The 24,629-nt window shown below is 57.8% G+C and carries 20 protein-coding genes and 1 riboswitch; of the genes, 8 read left to right on the top strand and 12 right to left on the bottom strand.

Annotation, left to right across the window (positions count from 1 at the left end):
• Positions 1-4: 4 nt before the first annotated feature.
• The 3 genes from AB4Y96_RS23305 to AB4Y96_RS23315 all read left to right on the top strand — a co-directional run bounded on the left by AB4Y96_RS23305 (position 5) and on the right by AB4Y96_RS23315 (position 1,448).
• Positions 5-388 (top strand): hypothetical protein, encoded by a 384-nt coding sequence (locus tag AB4Y96_RS23305; protein WP_441920234.1) that lies wholly within the window; start codon positions 5-7, stop codon positions 386-388.
• Positions 385-1,017 carry a helix-turn-helix domain-containing protein gene (locus AB4Y96_RS23310; RefSeq protein WP_441920235.1) on the top strand — a complete coding sequence of 211 codons (633 nt, stop codon included), beginning with the start codon at positions 385-387 and terminating at the stop codon, positions 1,015-1,017. The genes AB4Y96_RS23305 and AB4Y96_RS23310 overlap by 4 nt, the downstream gene beginning before the upstream one ends.
• 119 nt (positions 1,018-1,136) lie before the next feature.
• On the top strand, positions 1,137-1,448 hold the full coding sequence (locus AB4Y96_RS23315) for a hypothetical protein (RefSeq protein WP_441920237.1): 312 nt from the start codon (positions 1,137-1,139) through the stop codon (positions 1,446-1,448).
• A 154-nt stretch (positions 1,449-1,602) separates the two neighbouring features.
• Here the strand turns inward: AB4Y96_RS23315 and AB4Y96_RS23320 are convergent, their stop codons facing one another.
• From AB4Y96_RS23320 to AB4Y96_RS23360, 9 genes are all read right to left on the bottom strand, one after another.
• A complete protein-coding gene (locus AB4Y96_RS23320) occupies positions 1,603-2,385 on the bottom strand; it encodes an ABC transporter ATP-binding protein (protein ID WP_441920239.1) in 783 nt (260 codons plus the stop codon).
• Complete coding sequence (locus tag AB4Y96_RS23325) at positions 2,382-3,188, bottom strand: ABC transporter ATP-binding protein (RefSeq protein WP_441920240.1); 807 nt, start codon at positions 3,186-3,188, stop codon at positions 2,382-2,384. The genes AB4Y96_RS23320 and AB4Y96_RS23325 overlap by 4 nt, the downstream gene beginning before the upstream one ends.
• The gene (locus AB4Y96_RS23330; RefSeq protein ID WP_441920242.1) at positions 3,185-4,003 is read right to left on the bottom strand and encodes an ABC transporter permease; all 819 of its coding nucleotides are present in this window, start codon (positions 4,001-4,003) and stop codon (positions 3,185-3,187) included. The genes AB4Y96_RS23325 and AB4Y96_RS23330 overlap by 4 nt, the downstream gene beginning before the upstream one ends.
• Entirely contained in the window at positions 4,000-4,980 is a 981-nt protein-coding gene (locus AB4Y96_RS23335; RefSeq protein ID WP_441920243.1) for an ABC transporter permease, read from the bottom strand. The genes AB4Y96_RS23330 and AB4Y96_RS23335 overlap by 4 nt, the downstream gene beginning before the upstream one ends.
• A gap of 333 nt (positions 4,981-5,313) precedes the next feature.
• Complete coding sequence (locus tag AB4Y96_RS23340; RefSeq protein WP_441920245.1) at positions 5,314-6,930, bottom strand: ABC transporter substrate-binding protein; 1,617 nt, start codon at positions 6,928-6,930, stop codon at positions 5,314-5,316.
• Between the two features lie 13 nt (positions 6,931-6,943).
• The gene (gene ppaT, locus AB4Y96_RS23345) at positions 6,944-8,053 is read right to left on the bottom strand and encodes a pyridoxamine--pyruvate transaminase (protein ID WP_441920246.1); all 1,110 of its coding nucleotides are present in this window, start codon (positions 8,051-8,053) and stop codon (positions 6,944-6,946) included.
• Positions 8,054-8,428: 375 nt separating this feature from the next.
• On the bottom strand, positions 8,429-9,307 hold the full coding sequence (locus AB4Y96_RS23350; RefSeq protein ID WP_441920247.1) for a transglutaminase family protein: 879 nt from the start codon (positions 9,305-9,307) through the stop codon (positions 8,429-8,431).
• An 11-nt stretch (positions 9,308-9,318) separates the two neighbouring features.
• On the bottom strand, positions 9,319-11,715 hold the full coding sequence (locus tag AB4Y96_RS23355) for a circularly permuted type 2 ATP-grasp protein (protein WP_441920249.1): 2,397 nt from the start codon (positions 11,713-11,715) through the stop codon (positions 9,319-9,321).
• A 407-nt stretch (positions 11,716-12,122) separates the two neighbouring features.
• Positions 12,123-15,455, bottom strand: coding sequence for a transglutaminase family protein (locus AB4Y96_RS23360; protein ID WP_441920250.1), 3,333 nt, complete (start codon positions 15,453-15,455; stop codon positions 12,123-12,125).
• A 140-nt stretch (positions 15,456-15,595) separates the two neighbouring features.
• A riboswitch (cobalamin riboswitch) is annotated at positions 15,596-15,808 on the top strand.
• A gap of 104 nt (positions 15,809-15,912) precedes the next feature.
• On the opposite strand from AB4Y96_RS23360, the gene AB4Y96_RS23365 reads away from it, so the two are divergent.
• The 4 genes from AB4Y96_RS23365 (at position 15,913) to AB4Y96_RS23380 (ending at position 19,176) form a co-directional block, all read left to right on the top strand.
• Positions 15,913-16,269 carry a DUF1636 family protein gene (locus tag AB4Y96_RS23365; RefSeq protein WP_441920252.1) on the top strand — a complete coding sequence of 119 codons (357 nt, stop codon included), beginning with the start codon at positions 15,913-15,915 and terminating at the stop codon, positions 16,267-16,269.
• 130 nt (positions 16,270-16,399) lie between these two features.
• Complete coding sequence (locus tag AB4Y96_RS23370; RefSeq protein ID WP_091880801.1) at positions 16,400-17,209, top strand: ABC transporter ATP-binding protein; 810 nt, start codon at positions 16,400-16,402, stop codon at positions 17,207-17,209.
• Positions 17,209-18,156, top strand: a complete 948-nt coding sequence (locus AB4Y96_RS23375) for an ABC transporter substrate-binding protein (RefSeq protein ID WP_441920253.1) — start codon at positions 17,209-17,211, stop codon at positions 18,154-18,156. Before AB4Y96_RS23370 ends, AB4Y96_RS23375 begins: the two co-directional genes overlap by 1 nt.
• A gap of 45 nt (positions 18,157-18,201) precedes the next feature.
• Positions 18,202-19,176, top strand: coding sequence for a FecCD family ABC transporter permease (locus tag AB4Y96_RS23380; RefSeq protein ID WP_441920255.1), 975 nt, complete (start codon positions 18,202-18,204; stop codon positions 19,174-19,176).
• A 247-nt stretch (positions 19,177-19,423) separates the two neighbouring features.
• On the opposite strand, the gene cysQ is transcribed toward AB4Y96_RS23380, so the two are convergent.
• The 3 genes from cysQ to cysD form a co-directional block, all read right to left on the bottom strand.
• Positions 19,424-20,230 carry a 3'(2'),5'-bisphosphate nucleotidase CysQ gene (cysQ, locus tag AB4Y96_RS23385; protein ID WP_441920257.1) on the bottom strand — a complete coding sequence of 269 codons (807 nt, stop codon included), beginning with the start codon at positions 20,228-20,230 and terminating at the stop codon, positions 19,424-19,426.
• Between the two features lie 181 nt (positions 20,231-20,411).
• Positions 20,412-22,349, bottom strand: a complete 1,938-nt coding sequence (gene cysN, locus AB4Y96_RS23390; protein WP_441920258.1) for a sulfate adenylyltransferase subunit CysN — start codon at positions 22,347-22,349, stop codon at positions 20,412-20,414.
• Positions 22,349-23,254, bottom strand: coding sequence for a sulfate adenylyltransferase subunit CysD (gene cysD / locus AB4Y96_RS23395; RefSeq protein ID WP_441920259.1), 906 nt, complete (start codon positions 23,252-23,254; stop codon positions 22,349-22,351). Before cysD ends, cysN begins: the two co-directional genes overlap by 1 nt.
• A 486-nt stretch (positions 23,255-23,740) precedes the next feature.
• Here cysD and AB4Y96_RS23400 point away from each other — a divergent pair, with 486 nt between their 5' ends.
• A complete protein-coding gene (locus AB4Y96_RS23400) occupies positions 23,741-24,538 on the top strand; it encodes a hypothetical protein (RefSeq protein ID WP_441920261.1) in 798 nt (265 codons plus the stop codon).
• Positions 24,539-24,629: the final 91 nt, after the last annotated feature.

Raw genomic sequence — 24,629 nt, forward strand, 5'->3', positions numbered from 1 at the left:
TTTTTTGATGATTCCTGAAGTCAGTTTTTCAAATATGAATTTCCATGGGAACGATATCGAGGGCTATCGGGAGCAGAAATCGCAACAAGTTTGGTATGCGGTTTCAAATCCGGCGCCATTTTTGAAACGAACATTCTGTCGGGTTGATCTGTCAGCGCCTAGACTGATCTCCATTCTTGAAAGGATCAGGGCCATGCTGGCATATCAGGCTGATATCATCGACCTCAAGGCCTACAGGCAGGCGAAAGCCGATGCCCAGCGGAGCGAGCAGCAAAAGCCTCAACAGCTCATGTCCTATCCGATGGTTTCCTTTGCCTGGATTGCCATGCCTGTCTCGTTCGTCCCCATCGTCTTTTATAGCCCGGTTGCCGGCGAGGCGCATTCTTGACGACACTTGCTCTGGACGAGAATTTTCAATCGGCTGCTTATAGCGAGAACAACGACGCGGCCAATGACTTGCCCGCAATTCTCGGGCGGAACCTGCGCCGGTTGCGGACACGGCAGGGCCACTCGCTAGAGCGGCTGGCAAAACTGGCCGGTGTGAGCCGGGCAATGCTCAGCCAGATTGAAACGGGCAAAAGCGCTCCGACCGTCAATATACTGTGGAAGATTGCAACGGCACTCGGCGTTCCCTTCGCCACATTGCTCGACAGTCAGCGCGTGCAAGGCACCATCATCCTGCGGCACGACAAAGCCAAGATTCTCGGCCTTGCCGATGGGCGGTTTACCTCGCGCGCGCTGTTCCCCTTCGATGGCGAACGCAAGGTCGAGTTCTATGAACTCCGGATTGGTCCCGGCCATGTGGAGCGGGCGGAGGCTCATGCGCCGGGTACAATCGAGAACCTCATTCTGGTCAAGGGCCGGATCGAGATCAGGACCGGTCAGGAACCGGCCAATACACTCGAAGAAGGCGATGCCATGCTGTTTGAGGCGGACGTACCGCACAGCTACCGCAATTTGACCGACAGCGAGGCAGTCATCTATCTCGTCATGACCTATGTCGAAACTGTAGGCTGAAACAGGAAAGAGCCGGCAGTGCCGGCTCCTGTCAAACGTGCCTGTGGAGAGCTACAGCTCAACCCATCTTGCACATCATCATTGGCATACCGCCACACGACATCATCATGGGCATGCCCATGTTCATCATCGCGGTCATACGGTCACAGCAATCCTTCATCATTTCCATCGACATGCCTTCCATTGGCATCATTTCGCAGACCATGCCCGTTGGCGTCATCTTGCAAGTCATGGTGCACATCATCATGGGCATGGCCATCATTCCACCCATCATAGGCATCTGCATTGGCATCATGCCGTTCATCATTGGCATCTGCATTGGCATCATTCCGCCCATCATCGGCATCTGCATGGGCATCATATTGTTCATCATCGGCATCTGCATGGCAGGGTTCATCACACTCTCCGGAAACTTTGTCGACGGCGCCTGATTGCCACCGTTGGCGTGGCTCTAAACCCGGACTTGCTGCGCTGCAATACGGATATGGACCGGCGCCGCCGTTTCCTCCGCGCTCGCGAACAGGCTGTTCACGAAAGCAGATAATCCGCGTATTTCCTGATGTTTTGTCAACAAGCCGAGGTAATTCAGGCCCAGCTTTTGAGGCGCGGCACCGCATCGATCAGTGCCCGGGTGGCTTCTGCCTGCGGCGCAGCCAGAACCCGTTCCGTTTCACCGCTTTCGACGACCCGCCCCTCATCCATCGCAATCATGCGGTCGGCAATCGCGCGGACCACGGCGAGATCATGGGAAATGAAGAGATAGGCCACACCCGTCTCCTCCTGCAGATCAAGCAGCAGATTGAGGATTTGCGCTCGCACCGAGACATCCAGTGCCGAGACCGGCTCGTCGAGCACAATCAGGTCGGGTCTGGGCATTACAGCCCGGGCAATGGCGACGCGCTGGCGCTGGCCGCCGGAAAGCTCAAGCGGATTGCGTTGCATCAGATCGGGGCTCAGCCCCACCCGTTCAAGTGCGGCGGCGATAACCTCGCCATAGTTTTCCTTTGGAGCCAGATCATGCAGCCGCAGCGGGTCTTCCAGAATCCGCCTGACATTGGCGCGCGGATTGAATGCCGCCAGCGGGTCCTGAAACACCATCTGGAACCGGTGACGCAGTTGCCGTAGCGTGCCACCGCGCATGGCGGTGATATCATGCCCGCAAAGGCGAATTGATCCGGCGTCCGGCTCGCTCAACCGCATGACAAGGCGCGCCAGCGTTGTTTTGCCGGAGCCTGACGCACCGACAAGCGCCAGCGTTTCGCCGCGCCCCAAGGTAAGGCTGATATCTCTGAGACCCGACGCATTGCGGTCGCCAAAGCGTTTGGCGATATTGCGCACATCAAGAACGATGGAATCAGCTTCGCTCATGGCAGGCTCAGACTGTCAGGGTTGATTTCGGCAAGGCGTCGCTGGCGCGGTGTCTCCAGCGACAGATGCGCGCCGATCAGCGCTTTCGTATAGGGATGCACAGGCTTGCCCAAAACATCCGCTGCACCGCCGCACTCGACCAGTTGCCCCTTGTAGAGAACAGCGATCTGGTCGGCACGTTCGGAAGCCAGCGCGATATCATGGGTGACAAACAGCAGGGTCAGCCCATCCTCGCGCACCAGCTCATCCAGCAGGTTGACGATATGGCGCTGCACAACCGTATCAAGCGCGCTTGTCAGTTCATCGGCAATGATCAGTGACGGACCCGCGGCCAAGGCCAATGCAAGCGCGATGCGCTGGCGCTGACCGCCTGAAAATTCATGCGGATAGCTGTTGAGCCGTGAAAGCGCCTTTGGAATATGCACGCGGTCCATAAGATTGGCGGCACGCACCCGCGCGGCAATCCAGCTTGTGTCCTCATGCGCGCGAATAACCTCGGCAATCTGGTCGCCGACCTTGATAACCGGATCAAGGCTGCCGCCGGGGTCCTGAAACACCACGCCAATATCCCTGCCGAGATGTGGGCGTGTCGAAGCACCGGGAAAACTGATCGATCCTGTTTGTTGTGCCTGTTTTGGCAAAAGCCCGGCAATTGCCATGGCGAGGGTGGACTTCCCCGAACCGCTTTCGCCGATGAGCGCCAGCCGCCCTCCCCGCAGAAGTTCCAGCGAGACATCCGCCAGCGCGACGGTTTTGCCGTAGGAAACACCGAAATGATCAACGCGCAGGAATGGTTCGCTCATGGCTGGAGCAACCTCTCATTACGCGATAATCCGCGTCCGATCAGATGAACGCTGAGGACTGTCACAACCAGCGCCAGACCCGGCACAATGGAAAGATAGGGTGCGGTGCGCAGGACAGTGCGCCCTTCGGCAATCATGCTGCCCCATGTCACGCGGTTCGGATCGCCAAAGCCGAGAAATGACAGCGCCGCCTCGATCAGAATGGCCGCAGCCACGGAAATAGCCGCCAGCGAAGCGGCAGGGCCAAAGGCATTGGGCAGGATTTCCCGGAATGCAATTTCAAGCGGACGCATCCCGAGCGTGCGGGCGGCAGCGACGAAATCGCGCTCGCGCAGGGAAAGCACTTCCGCGCGGGTAACGCGCGCAGCCTGTGTCCAGTTGCCAAGACTGATGGCAAAGATCAGCGTCGGAACGCTTGGCCCGGTGACGCTGATTGTTGCCAGTGCCAGCAGAAAACCCGGAACCGTCTGAAATGCCTCGGTGATCCGCATCAGGATCGCGTCAGCAATGCCGCCCAGAAACCCGGCAAGCGTGCCGACAAAACTGCCGATGATAAGCGATGCCGCAGCCGAGAAGAACGCCACGAGCAGCGTCGTGCGCGTGCCATAGAGGAGTTCGGAGAGAACATCGCGGCCAAGCCGGTCTGTACCCAGCAGATGCGCATCCGATGTGAAGGGGCGCAGCAAGGCTTCGCCTGTAATAGCCAGTGGATCACCCGGCACGATCCACGGGGCCAGCAGTGCCATAAGCACAAGCACGACAAGCAGCACGAGGCCCGCCCGGCCTTCAAGGTTAAGACGCCGCCAGATCATCATCGCCCCACCCTCACGCGCGGATCGAGCTTGCCATAGGCCAGATCAACCAGCAGATTGGCGATGATCACCGTGATTGCGCTGCACAGGATGATACCGAGCAGCAGCGGCGTATCGCGGCGCGAGACGGCTTCAGCCGCCAGACGGCCAAAGCCCGGAATGGCAAAAACGCTTTCCACCACCACGCTGCCGCCGAGCATCACCGCTGCCTGCCAGCCGAGCATGGTAATAACGGGCAGAACCGCGTTGCGCGCCACATGCCGCCAGACGATACGGCGCCGGCTGAGCCCGCGCGCTTTGAGCCCAGTCACAAAGGGATCGCGCCAGATTTCACTCATGCGGTCGCGCATCAGCCGCAGATAGAGCGCGAGATAGACCATCGCGAGCGAAGCAACCGGCAGGACCAGATGGGTTGCGATATCCGCCATTCGCGCCAATCCGGTTTTCCCTGAAGCAATAGTTTCGATACCGCCAATGGGCAGCCAGCGAAGATCGACGGCAAAGATCACAATCAGCACCAGCCCGAGCCAGAAACCCGGCACCGCATAAAGCGCCAGCGAGCCGATAGAGAGGAAGCGGTCACGCAATGATCCCGGCTTTGCACCGGCGATAACGCCAAGCAGCGAACCCAGAAAGAAAGCCAGCGCGGTGGCAATGCCCATCAATAGGAGTGTCACCGGCAGGCGTTCGAAAATTACCGAAAGCACGGGACGCTGAAAGGCCGTTGACCAGCCGAAATCCCCATGGGCAAGCGCGGAAATATAGGCGATGAAACGGTTCATTGGGCCTTGGTCGAGCCCCCACGCCTGCCGCAATTGCGCCAGTTGACCGGCATCAAGACCACCAGAGCCCGCCACATAGGAATCAACAGCATCGCCGGGTGCTGCCTCCAGCAGCAAAAAGCTGCCCACCAGCACCACACCCAAAACCGGAATGGCCCCCAGCAGGCGCTTTACAAAAAAGGAGGCGAGAGGCGGCAAGTATGGCTCCGACAGGTCATGCGAATGGAGTGGGACACTAGAGCGATTGGCTGGGGAAAACAAATGGGTTTGTTGTCATTATGAGGGGCTAGGGTGGATCACCAACGTTGCAGATCACAAAGGGTGCAGAATCAAAGCCACCTTATATCCCCCTTTCCCCCACAAGGAGATTTGCAAAACGATTAAGCGTGGTTCGACAGGCTCACCATGAGGGTGTGGGAGGATTGCAGGGAGTCAAGGTTCTACACCGATGGAGATTAGCCTTACAGCACACCTCTCCCTCATGGTGAGCTTGTCGAACCACGCACCAACCACCGCCACACGCTCCAACCCCTACCCCTTCAGCCAGACATTGGCCCAGTTGGACACGGCCCAGCGTGGATTGTCAGATACGTTCTGCACCGTATCGCGCGCGACCGTAATGAACGAAAACTCGGCGACATTGATCAGCGGCAGGTCCTCGGCCACCTTCTTCTGCAACTGTTTGTAGAGGCCTGCGCGCTGGCCACCATCTACAGTCGAAGCCGCGTCCTTGATGAGATCGTCCACATCCGCGTTGACATAGCCATACTGGTTGGAGAATGGCACACCATCAGGCAGTCCGCTCTCAAACAGGATGGTTGTCGAGATGGCCGGATCGGAGCGATAAACCGGCGTTGCCACGGTGATATCGAAATCATGATCCGTATAAACGGCCTTCAGATGCGCCGGTGTGTCATTGCTCACCACCTGCGCATCAATGCCAACCTTTGCCAATGCCTGACGCAGATAATCGCCAAACTGTTTGGTTTCATTGAAGAATGGGGCTGGCAGCAATTTCAATGTAAAGCGAATGCCATCCGCACCGCGCTTATAACCGGCCTCATCAAGCAGTGCCTCGGCCTTATCAGGATCAAAGGCATAAGCAGCCACATCGGGCTCATAAAATGTCTTGTCATAGGCTGGCACAGGTCCTGTTGATGGCTTGGCATAGCCAAGGAAGATTGTCTTGATGACAAAATCCTTGTCGATCGCATGGGCCAGTGCCTGGCGCACATTCGGGTCGGACAGTTCCTTGCGGCGATGGTTGATTTCGACAATGAGCTGATAGGTCAGCCCCTCATAACCATTGGCATAGACTTTCAGACCCGGCACTTTGGAAATACGATCAAGGTCCGCAAGCGGCACAGCCGAGAATGCCGCAAGCTGGATCTGCTCCGCTTCCAGTGCATTGCCTGCGGCGGCGCGGTCGGTGAGCACCTGATAGACGATTTCATCCAGTGCCGGCTGGTCCTTTTGCCAATAGGCTTCATTGCGCTTCAGGAGATAATATTCACCCGGTTTGTGCTCGCCATATTTGAACGGACCTGTCCCAACCAGTTTCTCATTGGCCGGGTTCTTGGCGATGTCAGTGCCTTCATAGAGATGTTTCGGCACAACTGATGTGACAACGGGCAGCGCATTGCGGATAAGCTGGAATGGCGTCGGCTCGGAGAATTTGAAGATGGCCGTGTGATCATCTGGCGTTTCGACACTCTCCAGATTTTTGAAGACCACACGCCCGAGATTTTGCAGTTTTTTCCACACTTCGAGCGCGGAGAAAGCCACGTCAGCCGAAGTAAACGGCGTGCCATCATGCCACGTCACGCCCTCACGCAGTTTGAATGTAGCCGTCAGGCCATCGGCAGACCCCTCCCACGCGGTGGCAAGGCGCGGCGACAAGCCATCCTTGCCATCATAGGATTGTTCCGCCAGTGGCTCGACGATTTTGCTGGCGACGAAGAACACGCCATTGGAGGCGACAATGGCCGGATTGAGATTGGCGGGTTCACTGTCCCCGGCAACAACCAGACGCCCGCCTTTGACAGGCGTTACGCCTTGCGCCCATCCAAGGCCCGGCAGCGCGGTCAGCGCGGCGGCACTGGCGGTCAGATGAAGGAAATTGCGCCGATTGAGCAGGATACGGGACATGCTGACGATCCTCTTATGGTTTGATGGGCCGGGACAGAATTTGACTTAAAGCAGAGATGGTGGCGCGGGCAAAGTCTGGCAGGGCCGACGCGCCCATATGGCCGACACGCAAAAGCTTGCCCGCCGTATCGGCGCGGCCAAGCGACAGGAGAATCCCGTGTTCATCGCGCAGCCGGTCGCGCAGGACAACATCGCTGAAACCCTCCGGTGGCCGGAAAGCGGTGGCTGTTGGAGCTGCGTATTCCAGCTTTTTCGGCCAGAGTTTTAACCCAAGTTCAAGCAGCCCTTTGCGGGTGATATCAGCGGTTTGCGCATGGCGTGCCCAGACATTTTCCGGGCCTTCCTGCGCATAGAGGTCAAGCGCGGCATCCAGCGCATAAATCTCCGCAATAGACGGTGTGACGGGGAATGGCTTGCCGGGTTCCGACGCGCCTTTCCAGCCAAGAAGGCTGAGGAACGAGCCGCGCGGCGCATCCGGATTGGCCTCGATCTTGGCCCATGCCCGCTCGCTCACCCCGATCAGGCTAAGGCCCGGCGTGCTGCCCAGACATTTGGACGGCGATGTGATGAAAATATCGACATGTACTTGGGGATGCGCATCCATGCCACCAAAGGACGACACCGCATCAACGATCAGATAGGCCCCGTGTTCGGCAACAATGGCACCGATCTCAGGCAGCGGATTGAGCGTGCCAGAGGGCGTATCGTGATGGCAGAGCGAGACAATTGTGATATCCGGACGCTTGCGCAGGATATCACGCACCGCCTGCGGATCGATAATATCATCATAGGGCACGGCAAGCTCGATGACTTCCTTGCCATAACGCGCGGCCCAACCGGCAAAGCCCTTGCCATAGACCCCGGAAACAAGGTTCAGTACCACGTCATCGCGGGCGATCAGCGCAGCAGCGGCGGCTTCAATGCCAAGGATCGCCTCGCCCTGCATGATGACGGGCGGCGTATCCTGCCGCAGCGCCAGCCGCAATTTTTCGATCACGTCGGCATAGAAGGACTGGAACGCCKGGTCATAGTCGTAAAGAACAGGTTTTCCAAGCGCAGCAAGCACTTGCGGATAGGCAGGAACGGGACCTGTGGTCAGCATCATCGGGGGTATGGGGAGCATGGATCGCACTTCGAAATTTCATCCCATTTGCGGGCTCAAATGGCACTAGGAGCAGACCATATTCTCACGTTTGATGGAAACCAAGAAAAACTGTTCTAACAATTTGGAATAGGGTGGGAAATGGGGTGGTGAATGAGTGTGGGGGTTGTGGTGCGGGTGCGTGGTTCGTGGTTCGTGGTTCGACAAGCTCACCATGAGGGAAAGTGAGGATGCAACGATAATCTTAGAGATTGCAGATCAAAAAGATTACGGATTACGAGGGTTGCCGAATATGGCTCCCTTGCATCCTCGCTCTCCCTCATGGTGAGCTTGTCGAACCACGAACCACGCACCCGCACCACACACCCAGCACCACGCCCCCCATGCCCCGATCACCTACTCCAGCGGGATCACATCCACGGATTGTTTGGCTTCCTGCGAGCCGCTGGTTTTCAGCACGCCGAGAATGGGGGAGACATCGGCATAATCCCGGCCATATCCCACCGTGATATGGTCATTGCCGGCCATCATCGCGTTGGTCGGATCAAACTCCTGCCAGCCCGCCTCACGGCCACACCAGGCGCGCACCCACGCATGCATGGCGTCAGCGCCCTCCAGCCGTTCCTTGCCGGGTGGCGGAATGGTACGAAGGAAGCCGCTGACATAGCCCGCAGGGATGCCGATACCGCGCAGGCCTGCGATCATGATATGGCTGAAATCCTGACAGACCCCGGCGCGCAGATCAAAAGCCTCGCGCGCCGTGGTGCGCACATTGGTGGCGTCTGAATCATAGGCGAAATCCGCATGGATGCGATTGCAGAGATCGTTCACTGCCTCCATGACCGTACGTGTCGTTCCCAAACTTTTCGCGGCATAGGCAGTGATATCAGGGTCAATAGCCGCTTGTGCGCTTGATGTCAGAAAGTGATGTGGCGCATCGGATGCAACGGACCAGACGCCGCGTATTTCCTTGGTCAAACCGGCTAGATCAGGCGAAACATCCAGCATGGTCTGCGGCCGCGCCACGTTGATGCGCGCTGTCATGGTCACATCAAGCGTTTCATGCGGATTGCGGTAGACGATGGAGGTGACGGTATTGGAAAAGAAGTCAGTAAAATCCGAACGTTCCGCTGCCGATGGGTCAAACGAAAGGCTTGAAGCCACCACGCGCTGAATGCCCGGCAGGGTCTGCGGCATGACACGGATATGATGCCGGCCACCCGCGGCGGAGCGCTCATAATCATAGTGCAGGTGGAGGCGGATATTATACAGCATCTCTCATCCCCTCAGGCAAAATAGGTGTCGGAGATGGTATCGGACAGCGCGCTGATTTCATTGGCGAGATCATAAAGCTTATCAGGGGTCAGCTCATCAGCTTCCATGATGGCAAGCTGCGTGTGCAGGCGCAGCACATCCTTGGAAAAGGCCGACATGTGCGCCCCGGCATCACGCTGCGGCAGAAGACTGAACTCTGTTTTCAGCGCATCGAGCTGGAAGATGATCGAGCGCGGATTGAGCGGATCAAGCGCCAGAAGATCGAGCACGCTCAGGCGACCGGAATAGACACTGTATTGCCGCCGGTGCGTCATCACGCTGTCGCCGATTTCAAGCAGCATTTCCAGCGCTCCCTCGGGCGCTTCGTGGCGGGAAAGATTGGCGAGAATGCGGGCCATCTGGATACCGCGCTCGACCCGGCGGCCGATTTCGAGGAAACGCCAACCGGTGAAACGATACATATTCTCATGCACCAGACCGGAGAACCCTGCCAGCTTGCGCAGGATAATGGTCATGGCGCGGGTGCCGTCATCACCCTGTGAGACCACGTCCTGAAAGCGATGCACGGTCTTTGACAGGTCGCGCAGCGCCAGCCAGCCATCGGGCGAGAACCGGTCGCGGATGCGCCCGGCGCTGAGCATCGCGCCATCAATCGACCGCAACAGGCCTTTTGGCACGGCCTCATCCAGATCAATACCCAGCGGTTTGAGCTGATCGCGCATTTCTGTCAAAAGCGGCAGTTCCGCATTGGCCGTCTCGGCATAACGGGCATGGCAGGCGCGCAGGATACGTGCCGTGGCTTCCGCACGCTCGATATAGCGCCCCATCCACATCAGGTTTTCGGCGGCGCGGCTTGGCAGGGTGCCGGGTACATTGCGCCTGAAAGCATCATCTTCGCGCGGCAACAGCGTATCGTGACGCACAGGGGCCGAACTGGTGATCCACACATCCGCCGCCTGCCCGCCGCGCTGCATGGCGATCGCCGCCGTATCCAGCGTGAAGCCGACGCGGGCAAAGCCGCCGGGCATAAAGCTCCAGCCATCCTTGTGTCTTGCAGCAAAAACCCTGAGAACAAAGGGGCGCGGTTCGAGTTTTCCATCGACATAGACAGGTGTCGTCGACAGTTTCACCGCCTCCTGGCCCACCAGCCCGCGACCATCGGTTTTAAGCCTGTGCAACAGCGCCTGACGCGCCGTCTCGTCAAGCGCCGATCCCAGAACCGTTGCCTGCACATCCTCAAACGGCAGCCGTGTCGACAATGCAGGGCCGACCATCATCTGGTCGAGCCGGTTGATGACCTGCTGGCGCTCTTTTTCCTGACCGCACCACCATGTGGCAATGCTTGGTAAGGCGAGGCTGCGATCATGCAGCGCCTTGGAAATGGCTGGAAGAAAGGCAAGCAGCGCCCGGGTTTCGAGAATGCCGGAGCCAAGCGCATTGACAAGCGAAACGGAACGCTGGCGCAGCGCACCAACCATGCCCGGTGTGCCGATCCACGAATCTGATTTCAGTTCCAGCGGGTCCATATAGGCCGCATCCATGCGCCGCCACAGCACATCAATGGGTTTCAGGCCGGAGACAGTGCGCACCATCACCCTGCCTTTGCTCACAGTCAGGTCATCGCCTTCCAAAAGCATGATGCCGAGATAGCGGGCGATATAGGCATGTTCGAAATAGGTTTCGTTGTTGGGTCCGGGCGTCAGGATCGCCGCACGGCCCGCCGGATCATTGATCAGGCTTTGTAGGGAATCGCGGAAATCCTTGAAGAACCCGGCAAGGCGGTGGACATTCATTTCGGTCGAAATATCCGACAGCGCGCGGGTGGTGGCAACGCGGTTTTCCAGCGCAAAACCGGCACCTGATGGCGCTTGCGTGCGGTCCCCCAGCACCCACCACTGGCCATTGGGCGCACGGCCAAGTTCAAAGGCGCAGAAATGCAGGAAATGCCCGCTCGCCGGTTTGACACCGGCAACAGGGTGCAGAAATTCAGGGTTGGAGGCGATGAGATCAGGCGGCAGCAAACCATCGCGCACCAGCCGGTTATCGCCATAGATATCGGCGACAATATCTTCCAGAAGGTCAGCACGCTGGGTCAGCCCAGCGGTGATCGCGCGCCACTCATCCTCGTTGATGAGCAGCGGAATATGAGCCAGCGGCCATTCCCGCTCCTGCGTGCCTGTTTCGTCATATACACGGTAGAACACACCCGCATCATGCAGATACTGGTTGGCACGGGCAAAACGGGTGGCAAGCTTGTCAGGACCAAGCGTATCAAGCGAACGCAACAGCTTTTCCCAACCGGGGCGTACCGCGCCATTGGGATCAATCATCTCATCCGCCACCCCTGCCAGCGGTTTATAGCTGGCAAGCAGGCCTGAGAGAGGAGTTGCTTTCACGCTTTGTGACATTGGTGTGCTTTATATTCCTAATTTACTCGTTGCTGCATGACGACGGTGTGTTGCAGAAGCGTGGTTCGTGGTTCGACAAGCTCACCATGAGGGAGAGGGGTGATGCAACGATAATCGACAGCATTGCAGATCACCAATGTTGCAGAACTTGACTCCCTTCACCACCCCTCTCCCTCATGGTGAGCTTGTCGAACCACGAACCACGAACCGGCGGCATTCACCCCCCTCTGCCCTGTCGGGCATCTCCCCCACAAGGGGGGAGATCAGCCTTCAAAACCATCTTGCACAATCTGAAACTGTTTCGGTTGTGCAAAGGCGTTACTGTCAATGTGATCTCCCCCCTTGTGGGGGAGATGTCCGACAGGACAGAGGGGGGTGAAAAACCCATCACTATCAATTCCACAATCTCAATGGCGCGGCCTTCTTAGGTCGAGGGTCATGGGGAATTCACCTGATGGTTGTTCCTTGCGCAATTCATATCCACCTGTTGTATGGCCGCGCGGCTCGAAACGTGCAAGCCGGCGCGCTTCCGCCTCGTTGGAATTGACCGGGAACGTATCATAGCTGCGCCCGCCCGGGTGTGCGACATGATAGACGCAACCGCCAATGGCTCGCTGCGACCACTGGTCGTAAATATCGAACACCAAGGGCGTATTGACAGGGATCATCGGATGCAGGCCGGAGCGCGGTTGCCATGCCTTGTAGCGCACGCCAGCCACCGCCGTGCCTTGTTTTTCGGTCATTTTCAGCGGCACTTCGCGCCCGTTGCATGCCACGCTGTAGCGGGCCGGGTTAAAGCCATCGACCTTGACCTGAAGCCGCTCCACGGATGAATCAACGAAGCGCACTGTACCGCCAATCGCGCCCTGTTCACCCATGACATGCCATGGTTCAAGCGCCTGACGTATTTCCAGCTTGACGCCCTCATTCTCGATTTCCCCGCAGAAAGGAAAGCGGAACTCCAGCTGCGCTTCGAACCATTCGGGGCGGAAATCAAAGCCGTTCTCGCGCAGATCAGCGAGCACATCGAGAAAATCCTGCCAGACAAAGGCGGGCAACATGAAGCGGTCATGCAATGACGTGCCCCAGCGCACGAAACTGCCCTGTATCGGATTGTTCCAGAACCGGGCGATCAGCGCGCGGATCAGCAATTGCTGGGCAAGGCTCATGCGCGCATTGGGCGGCATTTCGAAGCCACGAAATTCGACCAGACCAAGCCGCCCTGTGGGCCCATCGGGCGAAAACAGCTTGTCGATGCAAATCTCGGAGCGGTGCGTGTTGCCGGTGACATCCACCAGGAGATTGCGGAAGAGCCGGTCGACCAGCCATGGCAGAGGCGGCGTGCCCTCACCCGGTCGCGGCACCTGCGCCAAGGCGATCTCAAGCTCATACAGGCTGTCATGCCGCGCCTCGTCAAGGCGCGGGGCCTGACTGGTCGGACCGATGAACAGGCCTGAAAACATGTAGGACAACGAGGGATGGCGCTGCCAATGCAGGACAAGGCTTTTCAAAAGATCAGGACGGCGCAGAAACGGGCTGTTGTTGGGTGTTTCGCCGCCCACAACCACATGATTGCCGCCGCCGGTACCGGTATGGCGACCGTCGATCATGAATTTATCAGCGCCCAGCCGTGTCTGGCGGGCTTCCTCATAGATCGCCTCGGTCGTCTCCACGCAGTCGCGCCAGTTGGCAGCGGGGTGGATATTGACCTCGATCACCCCGGGGTCGGGCGCAACGCGGATGACATTGATCCGGTGATCCTGCGGCGGGCCGTAGCCTTCGATATGCACGGGCAGGCCGAGCTTGTGGGCGGCAGCTTCCGCTGCGGCAACCAGTTCCAGATAATCCTCAAGTGCCTCAACCGGCGGCATGAATACGCTCAGGCGTCCATCACGCGGCTCAACCGATATGGCCGTGCGCACTGCGCCGCCAATTTCGCCCAGTTCCTGCTCCACCCGCTCCTGTTGATTGCCTTCAGCGGCTGTGAACGACGCAACGGTCAGTGGATGTTCTGCTGCGCGTTGTGCTGCCCGTGGCGAGGGGTCTGGCAGTGCACCGCGCTCAACCGAAGGGTCAACCGGGACGATATAGGGGAAATCGGACGGCGGCACATGCGGCAGCGCGCCGAGCGGCAGGCGGTAGCCGACAGGCGAATCCCCCGGCACGAGAAACAGCTTGCCGCGCCGTGTCGTCCATTTTTCACTGCGCCAACGCGGCCCGGAAGCAAGGCTGTTCCAGCGCTGCACCGGCAGCACAAAACCGCTTGGCTCGGTGAGGCCACGTTCAAAAACCCGGGCGATACGGCTGCGTTCTTCCGGGTCTTTCAGCTTGGAATTGGAGGGATCGACATTATCAGGCAGATTGCCTTCCTTGACGATCCATTCAGCCGGGTCTTCATAGGCAGGCGCCACCATTTCCTGTTCAACGCCAAGCTCATCCGCCAGCGCCAGCAGGAGCTTTCCGGCATCATCAGGCTTTATATCGGCCGTGCTGTTCTCAGGCGCAATCAGGTCAGGATTGACCCAGATCGGCTTACCGTCCTTGCGCCAGTAGAGCGAGAACGTCCAGCGCGGCAGGCTTTCGCCGGGATACCATTTGCCCTGCCCGTAATGCAGGAAGCCGCCGGGCGCAAAGCGCTCGCGCAGCCGCCGGATAAGCTTGTCGGCCTTTTCCCGCTTGGTGGGGCCGACCGCATCGGTGTTCCATTCGCCTGACTCAAAATCATCGATGGAGACGAATGTCGGCTCGCCGCCCATGGTCAGCCGCACATCGCGCTCTTTGAGGATAGCATCCACCTGTTCGCCAAGGGCATCGAGCGCGTTCCATGATTCATCCGAAAACGGCTTGGTAATGCGCGGATGTTCGGAAACCCTGTCAACGCGCATATCAAAGCCGAATTCCACATTGGCAAATTCCGCCATACCTGAAATCGGCGCGGCGTTGCGATAATGCGGAGTGGCAGCCAGCGGCACATGGCTTTCGCCGGTCAAAAGGCCGGATGTCGGATCAAGGCCGATCCATCCAGCACCGGGCAGATAGACCTCGCACCAGGCATGCAGATCGGTAAAGTCCTTGTCCGTCCCGGCAGGACCATCAATGGCAACGAGATCAGGCTTCAACTGAATGAGATAGCCGGAGACAAACCGCGCGGCGAGCCCAAGATTGCGCAGCACTTGCACCAGCAGCCAGCTTGAATCGCGGCACGACCCGGAGCGCAGGCCAAGCGTCGCCTCCGGCTCCTGCACGCCGGTTTCCATGCGGATGACATAGCCGACTTCCCGCTGGATGCGCGCGTTGAGATCGACGACGAAATTCACCGTATTGGTCGGGCTGCGATCAATCGTTGCGAGGAAATTCGAGACCAGCGGCCCCATCGATTCCGGCTTCATATAGATCGACAGATCGTCGCTGATTTCCTGTGGATAGCTGAAAGGCCACGTCTCCGCGACAGGCTCCACAAAGAAATCGAACGGATTGTAGACTGTCATATCGGCGATGAGATCGACCTCGATCTTCAATTCCGTCACCGGCTCGGGGAAAACGAAGCGGGCAAGGAAATTGCCGTAGGGGTCCTGTTGCAGATTGACGAAGTGGTTGGCTGGACTGACCTTCAGGGAATGGCTGAGAACTTTGGTTCGCGAATGCGGCGCTGGCTGGAGCCGGATGATTTGCGGCCCGAGCATGATGGGCCGGTCATACTTGTAGTGCGTCAGGTGGTAGACTGCTGCGTGAATTGCCATGTCGCCTCAAAAGCTACGATTCCACAAATACTCCCAGCACTCTACCGAGTTGTCAGCCAATTGAAATCTTTCATTTGCCAAAAATTTTGGCAGCGTTAAAAATTGCCGCATAAACGTGCTTGCAACAGCAGGGCTGGCCGCATAGCATCCGCGCCGATGGTTTCTCCGGCAAGACAACGCCGGAGATGAAAAGGGAACACGGTGAGGCGTACCCAAAAGGGACCGAGACCGTGGCTGCCCCCGCAACTGTAAGCGGTGAGCGATGCCTGACATGCCACTGGTTGAAAGACCGGGAAGGCAAGGCAAAGCTGAGACCCGCGAGCCAGGAGACCTGCCATCACACTTGAAATTCGAACCGGACGGGGTGTGCCGGGAGCGATGCGATGTCTCTCCCGCATTGTCGCGATGGTGCATTGGCTGCGTTCCCCAACCCCTGTCTTTGAGGCAGCGGACAGGCATGAGCACGCCCACCCACCAGATTATTGTCTGCACCCTGTGCAAGTCAGCCGATGACCAGTCACGGCCGGGGCAGGACCTTGTCGACAGGCTTGCGGCGGAACTTGATGGCAATCCCGCCTATGAGGTGCGCGGCGTTGGCTGCATGGCGGGCTGCGGACATCCCTGCACCGTCGCGTTTCGATCCCCCGACAAGGCGCAATATCTCTTTGGCGATATCTGTCCCGACGCCAACTTTGCCGACCTCATCGATTTTGCCCGGATGTATCACGGGCTTGATGACGGCTGGTCCAAAGCATCACAGCGCCCGGCAGGCCTTTACGACAAGACACTCGCACGCATTCCCGCACATCTATGACACGGCAGGCATTGACCAATGTTATAACATTACTATACGACAATAATGCGCCTGATATGGCACGACAGAGTTTACCGATTTGGGACCCAGCACCATGTGTTTTGCCTGCAGTCACGGACATCATCAGCCCATGAGCGAGATTGTCATGCGCGCCGACGATGTGACATTTCGCACGTCCGGCCAGACACTTGTGGACGAAACCTCGCTCGATATCGAACGAGGTTCGCGCCTTGCCATTATCGGCCCGAATGGTGCTGGAAAATCCACACTGCTGCGCATGCTGGCGGGGCTGCTGCGCCCCTCCTCCGGCAGTGTTTACATCGAAGGCACCCCTATTGAACGGTTGAAGCCCAGAGAAAGGGCAAGGCGCTTCGCCTTTGTCGGTCAGACCGATGCGCCTGACCATCAGTTGCTGGTGGAGGATTATGTCTCGCTTGGGCGTATTCCGCATATGGGCGCTCTGACCAAGGCCGGAGATCGCGATATCGTGGCGGAAGCGCTGCTGCGTGCCAAGGTTGCCCAGTTTTCCCGCCGCCCCATAGGTTCGCTCTCCGGCGGTGAAAGGCAGCGCGTGCAACTGGCCCGCGCCATTGCCCAGCAGCCTGATATTCTGTTTCTGGACGAACCCACCAATCATCTCGATCCGAAAGCACGCAGCGAATTGCTGGCGCTTGTCGCCGGACTGGATGTGACTGTCATCGCGGTGCTGCATGACCTGCCGCTTGTCGCGCCCTTCGCCACCCATGTCGCCGTCATGCACAGCGCACAGCTGGTTGCCATTGGCACGCCTGATGAAACCCTGACGCCGCGCATTGTCAGCGATGTCTTTGATCTCGACGTATTGCGCCTGCGCCATCCCTCGCAGGATCGCGACCTCATGGTGTTCGAAGCACCGGAACCAACAACAACAATACAATCTGCTCAGCTACGGAGAATTTGATGAAAAGAATGCTGCTCGCCCTCACCTTATCGGTGCTCTCAGCGCCCGCTTGGGCGTTTCCTGTCACCGTCGACAGCTGCGGCAAGCCGCTGACCTTTGATGCCGCTCCCAAGCGCGCGGTCATTCAGGACATCAATATGAGCGAGATGGCTTTCGCCCTGCATTTGCAGCCGTCAATAGTTGGCGTTTCGGGCATTACCGGCTGGTACAAGCTGGATGACGCCTTCAAAAAGCAGCAGGGGTCCATCCCGGAACTTGCGCCCAAATATCCGACGCTGGAAAATCTCGTCGCCGTTGAGCCGGACTTTTTCTTTGCGGGCTGGAACTATGGCATGAAGCCCGGCGGTGAAGTCACGCCTGACACGCTCGCGCCGCATGGCATCAAGACGCTGGAGCTGACTGAAAGCTGCATTCATCTCGACAAGAACCGGCCAGCCGCCTCCATGGACCTGCTCTATGGCGACATGGAAAAGCTCGGCAAGATTTTCGGCAAGGAAGATGATGCAAACGAGCTGGTCAGCGGCTGGAAGGCCGAGCTTGCCGACCTGAAGGCCAAGATCGGCGACAAGAGCGGCACCCGTGTGTTCCTCTATGATTCCGGCGAGGACAAGCCGTTCACCGCAGGCAAATTCGCCATTCCGACGGCGATGATCAGCGAAGCCGGTGGCAGCAATATCATGGCCGATCTCGACACAAGCTGGGGCACCACCTCGTGGGAAACCGTGGCCACACGCAATCCTGAGTTTCTCGTTCTCCTCGATTATCAGGATGATGCGGGCTACCAGAAACTGCTCGACTTCCTCAAATCGCATCCGGCGATGAAGGAAACCGACGCGGTGAAAAACAATCGCTTCGTCGCCCTGCGCTATGCGGAACTGACGCCCGGCCCCGCCAATATCGAGGCGATCGTCAAGATGGCCAAGGCGATGCACCCGGAAGCATTCTGAGTGCTTCCGTCTATCCGTCAGCATCTGATGCTTATCGTGGGGGTGATGGCCATTTTGGCCCTCGCCCTCATCTCCATTGCCTATGGGGCAACGGTTATCCCGCTCGGTGACGTGCTGCGCGCGCTTGCCCATGCCGCCGGTCTCTCCGACACTGCTGTTCAGGGTCCCGTTGGCAAGATCATTGTCGAACTGCGCCTGCCGCGGGTGATCCTTGCCATTTGCGTTGGCGCCGGGCTCGGCATCATCGGCGCGCTGCTGCAAACCGTCACCCGCAATGATCTTGCGGATCCGTTTCTCTTCGGCCTTTCCAATGGCGCTGCGGCGGGAGCCGTGTCAGTCATCACCATCATCGGCGACCGGTTCGGCATCTGGACCCTGCCGATTGCAGCGTTCAGCGGTGGCATGCTGGCGGCGATTGTTGTTTTGATGCTGGTGCGGCGCGTGCAGGGACAGGGACCGGAGCGGCTGATTCTGGCGGGGCTTGCCGTCTCATTCCTCTTTGCTGCGCTGACCAACTATATGGTGTTTGCCGGTGACCAGCGCGCCGCCCATTCGGTGATGTTCTGGACACTTGGCGGCCTCGGCCTTGCCCGCTGGGAAAACCTGCCTTTGGCGCTTGTCGGCCTTGCGGCGATCCTCATCTACGCGCTTTACAACCACCGCAATCTGGACGCACTGCTGGCAGGCGAAAACACGGCGGAAAGCCTTGGCATCCGGGTGACCCGCATCCGCAACACGGTGTTTATCGTCTGCGCTTTTTCAACCGCAATTTTTGTCTCGGTGGCTGGTGTGATCGGTTTCGTCGGCCTGATGATCCCGCATATTGCCCGGCGTTTTTCGGGTCAATTGCATGCGGGGCTGATTGTGACCTGCGCCCTGCTCGGGGCAACGCTCATCCTCCTGAGCGATCTCGCCGCGCGTTTGCTGCTGGCACCGCAGGAACTACCCATCGGTATCGTTACCAGTTCCATCGGTGCGTTTTTTGTGGTGACAGTGCTGTTGAGGAAACGGCCGGGGTGATTGGGTTTTTGCATAATATGGTGAGCGTCCTGAACTTTCCGCATGGCAAACCACGCACCCGCTCTCCGTCATCCCTGAATATCTCCTCCCTCTCCGTCATCCTCGGGCTTGACCCGAGGACCCACGACTAAGAAGTGCCAAGGTAAACATTGACGCGACGCATTCCAGCAAGGTCCTCGGGTCAAGCCCGAGGATGACGGACAGGGAGGAGAAGCGCTTAAGAAAGCGCAGACTGCTTCACAGAAAACTACAATCTTCCCCAAGCCACAAAATTTGGATTGGCGAAATCGGCGTCATCGGCCTGATTGCGGCGGCCATAGGTTAGTGGATTGCCATCAAGCGTCAGCGTGATACCGCCCGCCGCCCGCAAAACCGCATCACCGGCTGCCGTGTCCCATTCCATCGTCCGGCCAAAACGCGGATAGATATCCGCCTCGCCCCGCGCCAACAGCCCGAATTTCAGCGATGAGCCCACGGAAACACAGTCTGTCACACTGAACTTTTCGAGATAGGCATCGGTTTCCGGTGTGCGATGCGAGCGGCTGGCGACGGCAATCAATGTCTTGGGCACTTGGCGGCAGGATATCGCCTTGCGTGCAGTGATGGTGCCATCGTCGCTGATCGTTACTTCCTGCGCACCGGCATCTCCACCCGTGAACAGAACGCCGCGCACCGGCGCATAGACAACACCCAGAACCGGGACACCTTTTTCGATCAGCGCGATGTTTACGGTGAAGTCGCCATTGCGGTTGACGAACTCACGCGTTCCATCGAGCGGGTCCACCAGATAAAAACATGCACCGAGATCACCGGGCACATGGCCGCCGGAGATTTCCTCTTCCGCCACAACCGGAATATCAGGCGTTGCCTTGCTGAGCGCCGCCTGAATGATTGCTTCGGCGGCGTGATCGGCCTCCGTCACCGGTGACTTGTCATCTTTCAGTTCGAAGTCGCAGCCCTTGGCGTAGATGCGCAGGATTTCCTGCCCGGCTGTGATGGCAGTGGTTTCGAGGATGGCAAGGAGAGTGGTGTGATTGATGGTGGTGGTGGTCATTCACCCCCCTCTGCCCTGTCGGGCATCTCCCCCACAAGGGGGGAGATCACATTGACATCAGCGCCTTTGCACAACCGGAACCATTTCAGATTGTGCAAAGGCAGCACTGAAGGCTGATCTCCCCCCTTGTGGGGGAGATGCCCGACAGGGCAGAGGGGGGTGATCAAGCTTGGCACCACAGCTAAATCGACCACGAACTTTGATCGTAGTTGAAAATAATACCATGATCGGTCAAGAGCTTTTCCACTTCCGATGCGAGGGCCTCGGTCGTGCGGCCAACCGTATGCAGGTGCAATTCAGGATTTTCTGGCGCTTCGTAGGGCGAGTCGACGCCGGTGAAATTCTTGATCTCGCCGCGCAAGGCTTTTGCATAGAGCCCCTTGGGATCGCGGCGGGCGCATTCTTCGAATGGCGTGTCGACGAAGACTTCCAAAAACTCGCCATCACCCAGAAGCTCACGCACCATGCGGCGTTCTGAACGGAATGGCGAGATGAATGACACAAGCACGATCAGGCCCGCATCGACCATCAGCTTGGCCACTTCACCGACGCGGCGGATATTTTCCACCCGGTCCTCTTCGGTAAAGCCAAGATCACGGTTGAGACCATGGCGCACATTGTCGCCATCAAGAATATAGGTGTGCTTGCCGAGCGAAGAGAGGCGCTTTTCAACGAGATTGGCAACCGTTGATTTGCCCGAGCCGGAAAGGCCGGTGAACCAGATCACCGCCGGTTTCTGGTTCTTCTGGTCGGCACGCGAGGCCTTGCTCACATCAAGCGCCTGCCAATGCACGTTGGATGCACGGCGCAGGCCAAAATCGATCATGCCTGCACCGACGGTCGCGTTGGTGAGGCGGTCGATGAGAATGAACGAGCCGGTGGAGCGGTTTGACTTGTAGGGATCGAACGCAATCGGCTCCTGCGCCGAAATATTGACGACGCCCACTTCATTCAGGTCAAGCGATTTGGCCGCTTCCTGCGCGAAGCTGTTGATATCGATTCGGTATTTCAGGTCAGTAATCGTCGCCGTCGCCTGATCGGTTTCCGTGCGCAGGATATAGGAGCGGCCGGGGATCAGCGCATGTTCAGAGAACCAGACAAGATGGGCGGCAAACTGGTCCGCCACCTCAGGACGGGCACCCGGCGCAACCAGCATATTGCCGCGTGAGACTTCAACCTCGTCCTCAAGCACCAGCGTTACCGCCTGCCCTTCGACAGCCCGGTCAAGATCGCCATCCTGCGTGACAACACGCTTCACCCGCGAGGATTTGCCTGACTTGGCGACGACAACCTCATCACCCGGCGCTACAACGCCCGAGGCTATGGTGCCGGCAAACCCACGGAAATCGAGATTGGGCCGGTTGACATATTGCACCGGAAAACGGAACGGACGCTCTTCATCCGCATCCGCCAGCGGCACATCTTCAAGATGTTGCAGCAGTGCCGGTCCCTTGTACCAGGGCATGTTGGCGGAGGAAGAAATGACATTATCGCCAAAGCGCGCCGACAGCGGAATGGGCTGGATTGACTGGAAGCCGAGTTTGTCGGCAAACTCCTGATAATCCGCAACGATCCTGTCGAAAATCTCTTGCGAATAGTCGACGAGATCAATCTTGTTGATAGCCAGCACGATATTGCGGATGCCAAGCAGCGAGGCAATGAAACTGTGGCGGCGCGTCTGCCGCAAAATGCCCTGCCGCGCATCGACAAGCACAATGGCAAGATCGGCGGTGGAAGCGCCTGTTGCCATGTTGCGCGTGTATTGTTCATGGCCCGGTGTATCGGCAACGATGAACTTGCGCTTTGGCGTCGAGAAGAAGCGATAGGCAACGTCAATGGTGATGCCCTGCTCGCGCTCTGCCTCAAGCCCATCAACCAGCAATGCGAAATCAATATCCTCGCCATTGGTGCCATGCTTGCGGCTGTCATTCTGCAGCGCGGCCAACTGGTCCTCGAAGATCAGCTTGGTGTCATAGAGCAGACGGCCGATCAGTGTCGACTTGCCATCATCAACCGAACCGCAGGTGAGAAAGCGCAGCAGCGATTTCTTTTCCTGTTCGGCCATATAGGCGCGGATTTCCTCGGCAGCGGAAGCCTTGATCGGGGCAATGGTGTTCATCAGAAATAGCCCTCGCGCTTCTTCTTCTCCATTGATCCCGCTTCGTCCTTGTCGATGAGGCGCCCCTGCCGTTCGGATGTGCGGGCGATCAGCATTTCACTGACAATCTCGGGCAGCGTCACCGCATCGGATTCAATTGCACCGGTCAGAGGATAGCAGCCAAGCGTGCGAAAGCGAACGAGCTTTTCCTCAAGCGCTTCACCGGGCAGCAACTGCATGCGCTCATCATCGCGCATGATCAGCATGCCGTCGCGCTCCACCACCGGCCGCTTGGCTGCGTAATAGAGCGGAACAATCGGGATATTTTCCTGCAGGATGTACTGCCAGATATCGAGTTCGGTCCAATTGGAGATGGGGAAAACCCGGATGGATTCGCCCTTGGCAACGCGCGTATTGTAGATCTTCCACATTTCCGGACGCTGGTTCTTCGGGTCCCAGGAGTGCTGGGCATTGCGGAAGGAGAAAATGCGCTCTTTGGCGCGGGACTTTTCCTCGTCGCGCCGCGCACCGCCAAAGGCTGCATCAAAGCCGTATTTGTCGAGCGCCTGGCGCAGGCCAACGGTCTTCATGATGTGGGTATGGGTGTTTGACCCGTGCACGAACGGGCTGATGCCCTGCTCGATGCCTTCCTGATTGCTGTGAACCAGCAGATCAAAGCCGAGACGTTTTGCTTCTGAATCACGAAACGCAATCATCTCCTTGAATTTCCAAGTCGTATCGACATGCAGGAATGGAAATGGCGGTTTGGCCGGATAGAAGGCCTTCATCGCCAGATGCAGCATGACGGAGGAATCCTTGCCGATGGAATACAGCATCACCGGCTTGGAAAATGTCGCGGCAACCTCGCGGAAAATATGGATTGCTTCGGCTTCAAGACGCTGAAGATGCGTCAGGCTCTTGGTCATGAAAATACTATCCACTGCTTTTCGGGCCACTGTATTTCGAAAACCTCCGGGTTGCCCCGGTTTCCGCTTCGATTTCCAGATGTTCGCCGCAACAAATATCGATCCAATTTTTCGGCTTCTTACGACTTGCCGAACCGTGCGGCAACCATAGTGGACGGCCCCGCATGAAGAAAAGGATGGTTTCACAAGGCAAGGCAAATTCACGCCAATTTATTGCTGCGAACGTCTGAAATATAAGAACATCATTCCAGCGAAGTTGAAAGCGAGAGTCTGACTTTTTCAAAAAAGCCGATCTGTGGAAAATTGATCCAGCAAAATTCACTCTCAGAACCGCCGATAAGAGATCATTTATATCAAGACGCCATCGGTAGCAGTCGTTTGGCCAAACATTACACATACATTACGATTGACCGGAATGATCATCTCTCCTAGATGCTTGTGAAAATTAATGAATTTAAATTCACCAGAAGTTCCGGAATTGATTTCATGGACATTTGTACGTTTTGGTATGGGCCGCGCTTACGGGAAGTCGACAGGGTCTGTCTGGCATCCATGGCGATGACCGGGCAGCGGGTGAAACTTTACGCGTTTGAAGAGATCGAGAACCTGCCGAAGGGTGTCGAGCTTCACGATGCCGCGACCATTCTGGATAAAAAGTATTTCCAGCGCATCGATCCGGATTTTCCCAATATCGAGAAAGCCAGCCGCGTCATTGGCCAGTTCAGTGATCTATTCCGCGTCACCCTGATGAAGAAGCAGCAGGGTTTCTGGCTCGACACGGACATTTATCTGCTGAAGCAATTTCACCCTGATACCGACAAGCCTTACCTCGCGCGCGAAAACTATTTCCGCCTTGGTGTATCAGCCATGTATCTGCCGCCGGATAATCCTGTCATCAGGGAATTTGACGAATATATGGAAGGAACGGTTATTGTTCCACCATGGCTCGGCTTCCGCCGCCGCGTCCTGCGCCCCGCATGGTTCCGCCTGACCGGGCAGAAGATCACGCCCGCAACCATCGGTATTACCGCCTTTGCCAATGATGGCATCTCGCGCATGGCCAAGCGCTACGGCTTCTTCAAGGACGCCGCGCCGAAGGAAAACTTCTACTATTGGACCGCGCGCGACGCCCTGAAGATTTTTGATCCCGCCTATGGTCTGGAGCCCATCAACCATCCTGATTTCATCGGGTTTCATATTCATAAAAAAGGCCCGACAAACCAGCCACCGCTAGAGGGCAGTTTTTACCACTGGGCTGTTAATCGCGTTGCTGATTATCTGTAAGTTTTGATTTGTGTGGGGTGTGTGGGGTGTGGTTCGTGGTTCGACAAGCTCACCATGAGGGACTTGGGTGGATGCAACGCTAATCGCCAAC

Origin of the sequence: Phyllobacterium sp. TAF24 (genome assembly GCF_052113785.1) — a bacterium.
Taxonomy (GTDB): Bacteria; Pseudomonadota; Alphaproteobacteria; order Rhizobiales; family Rhizobiaceae; genus Phyllobacterium.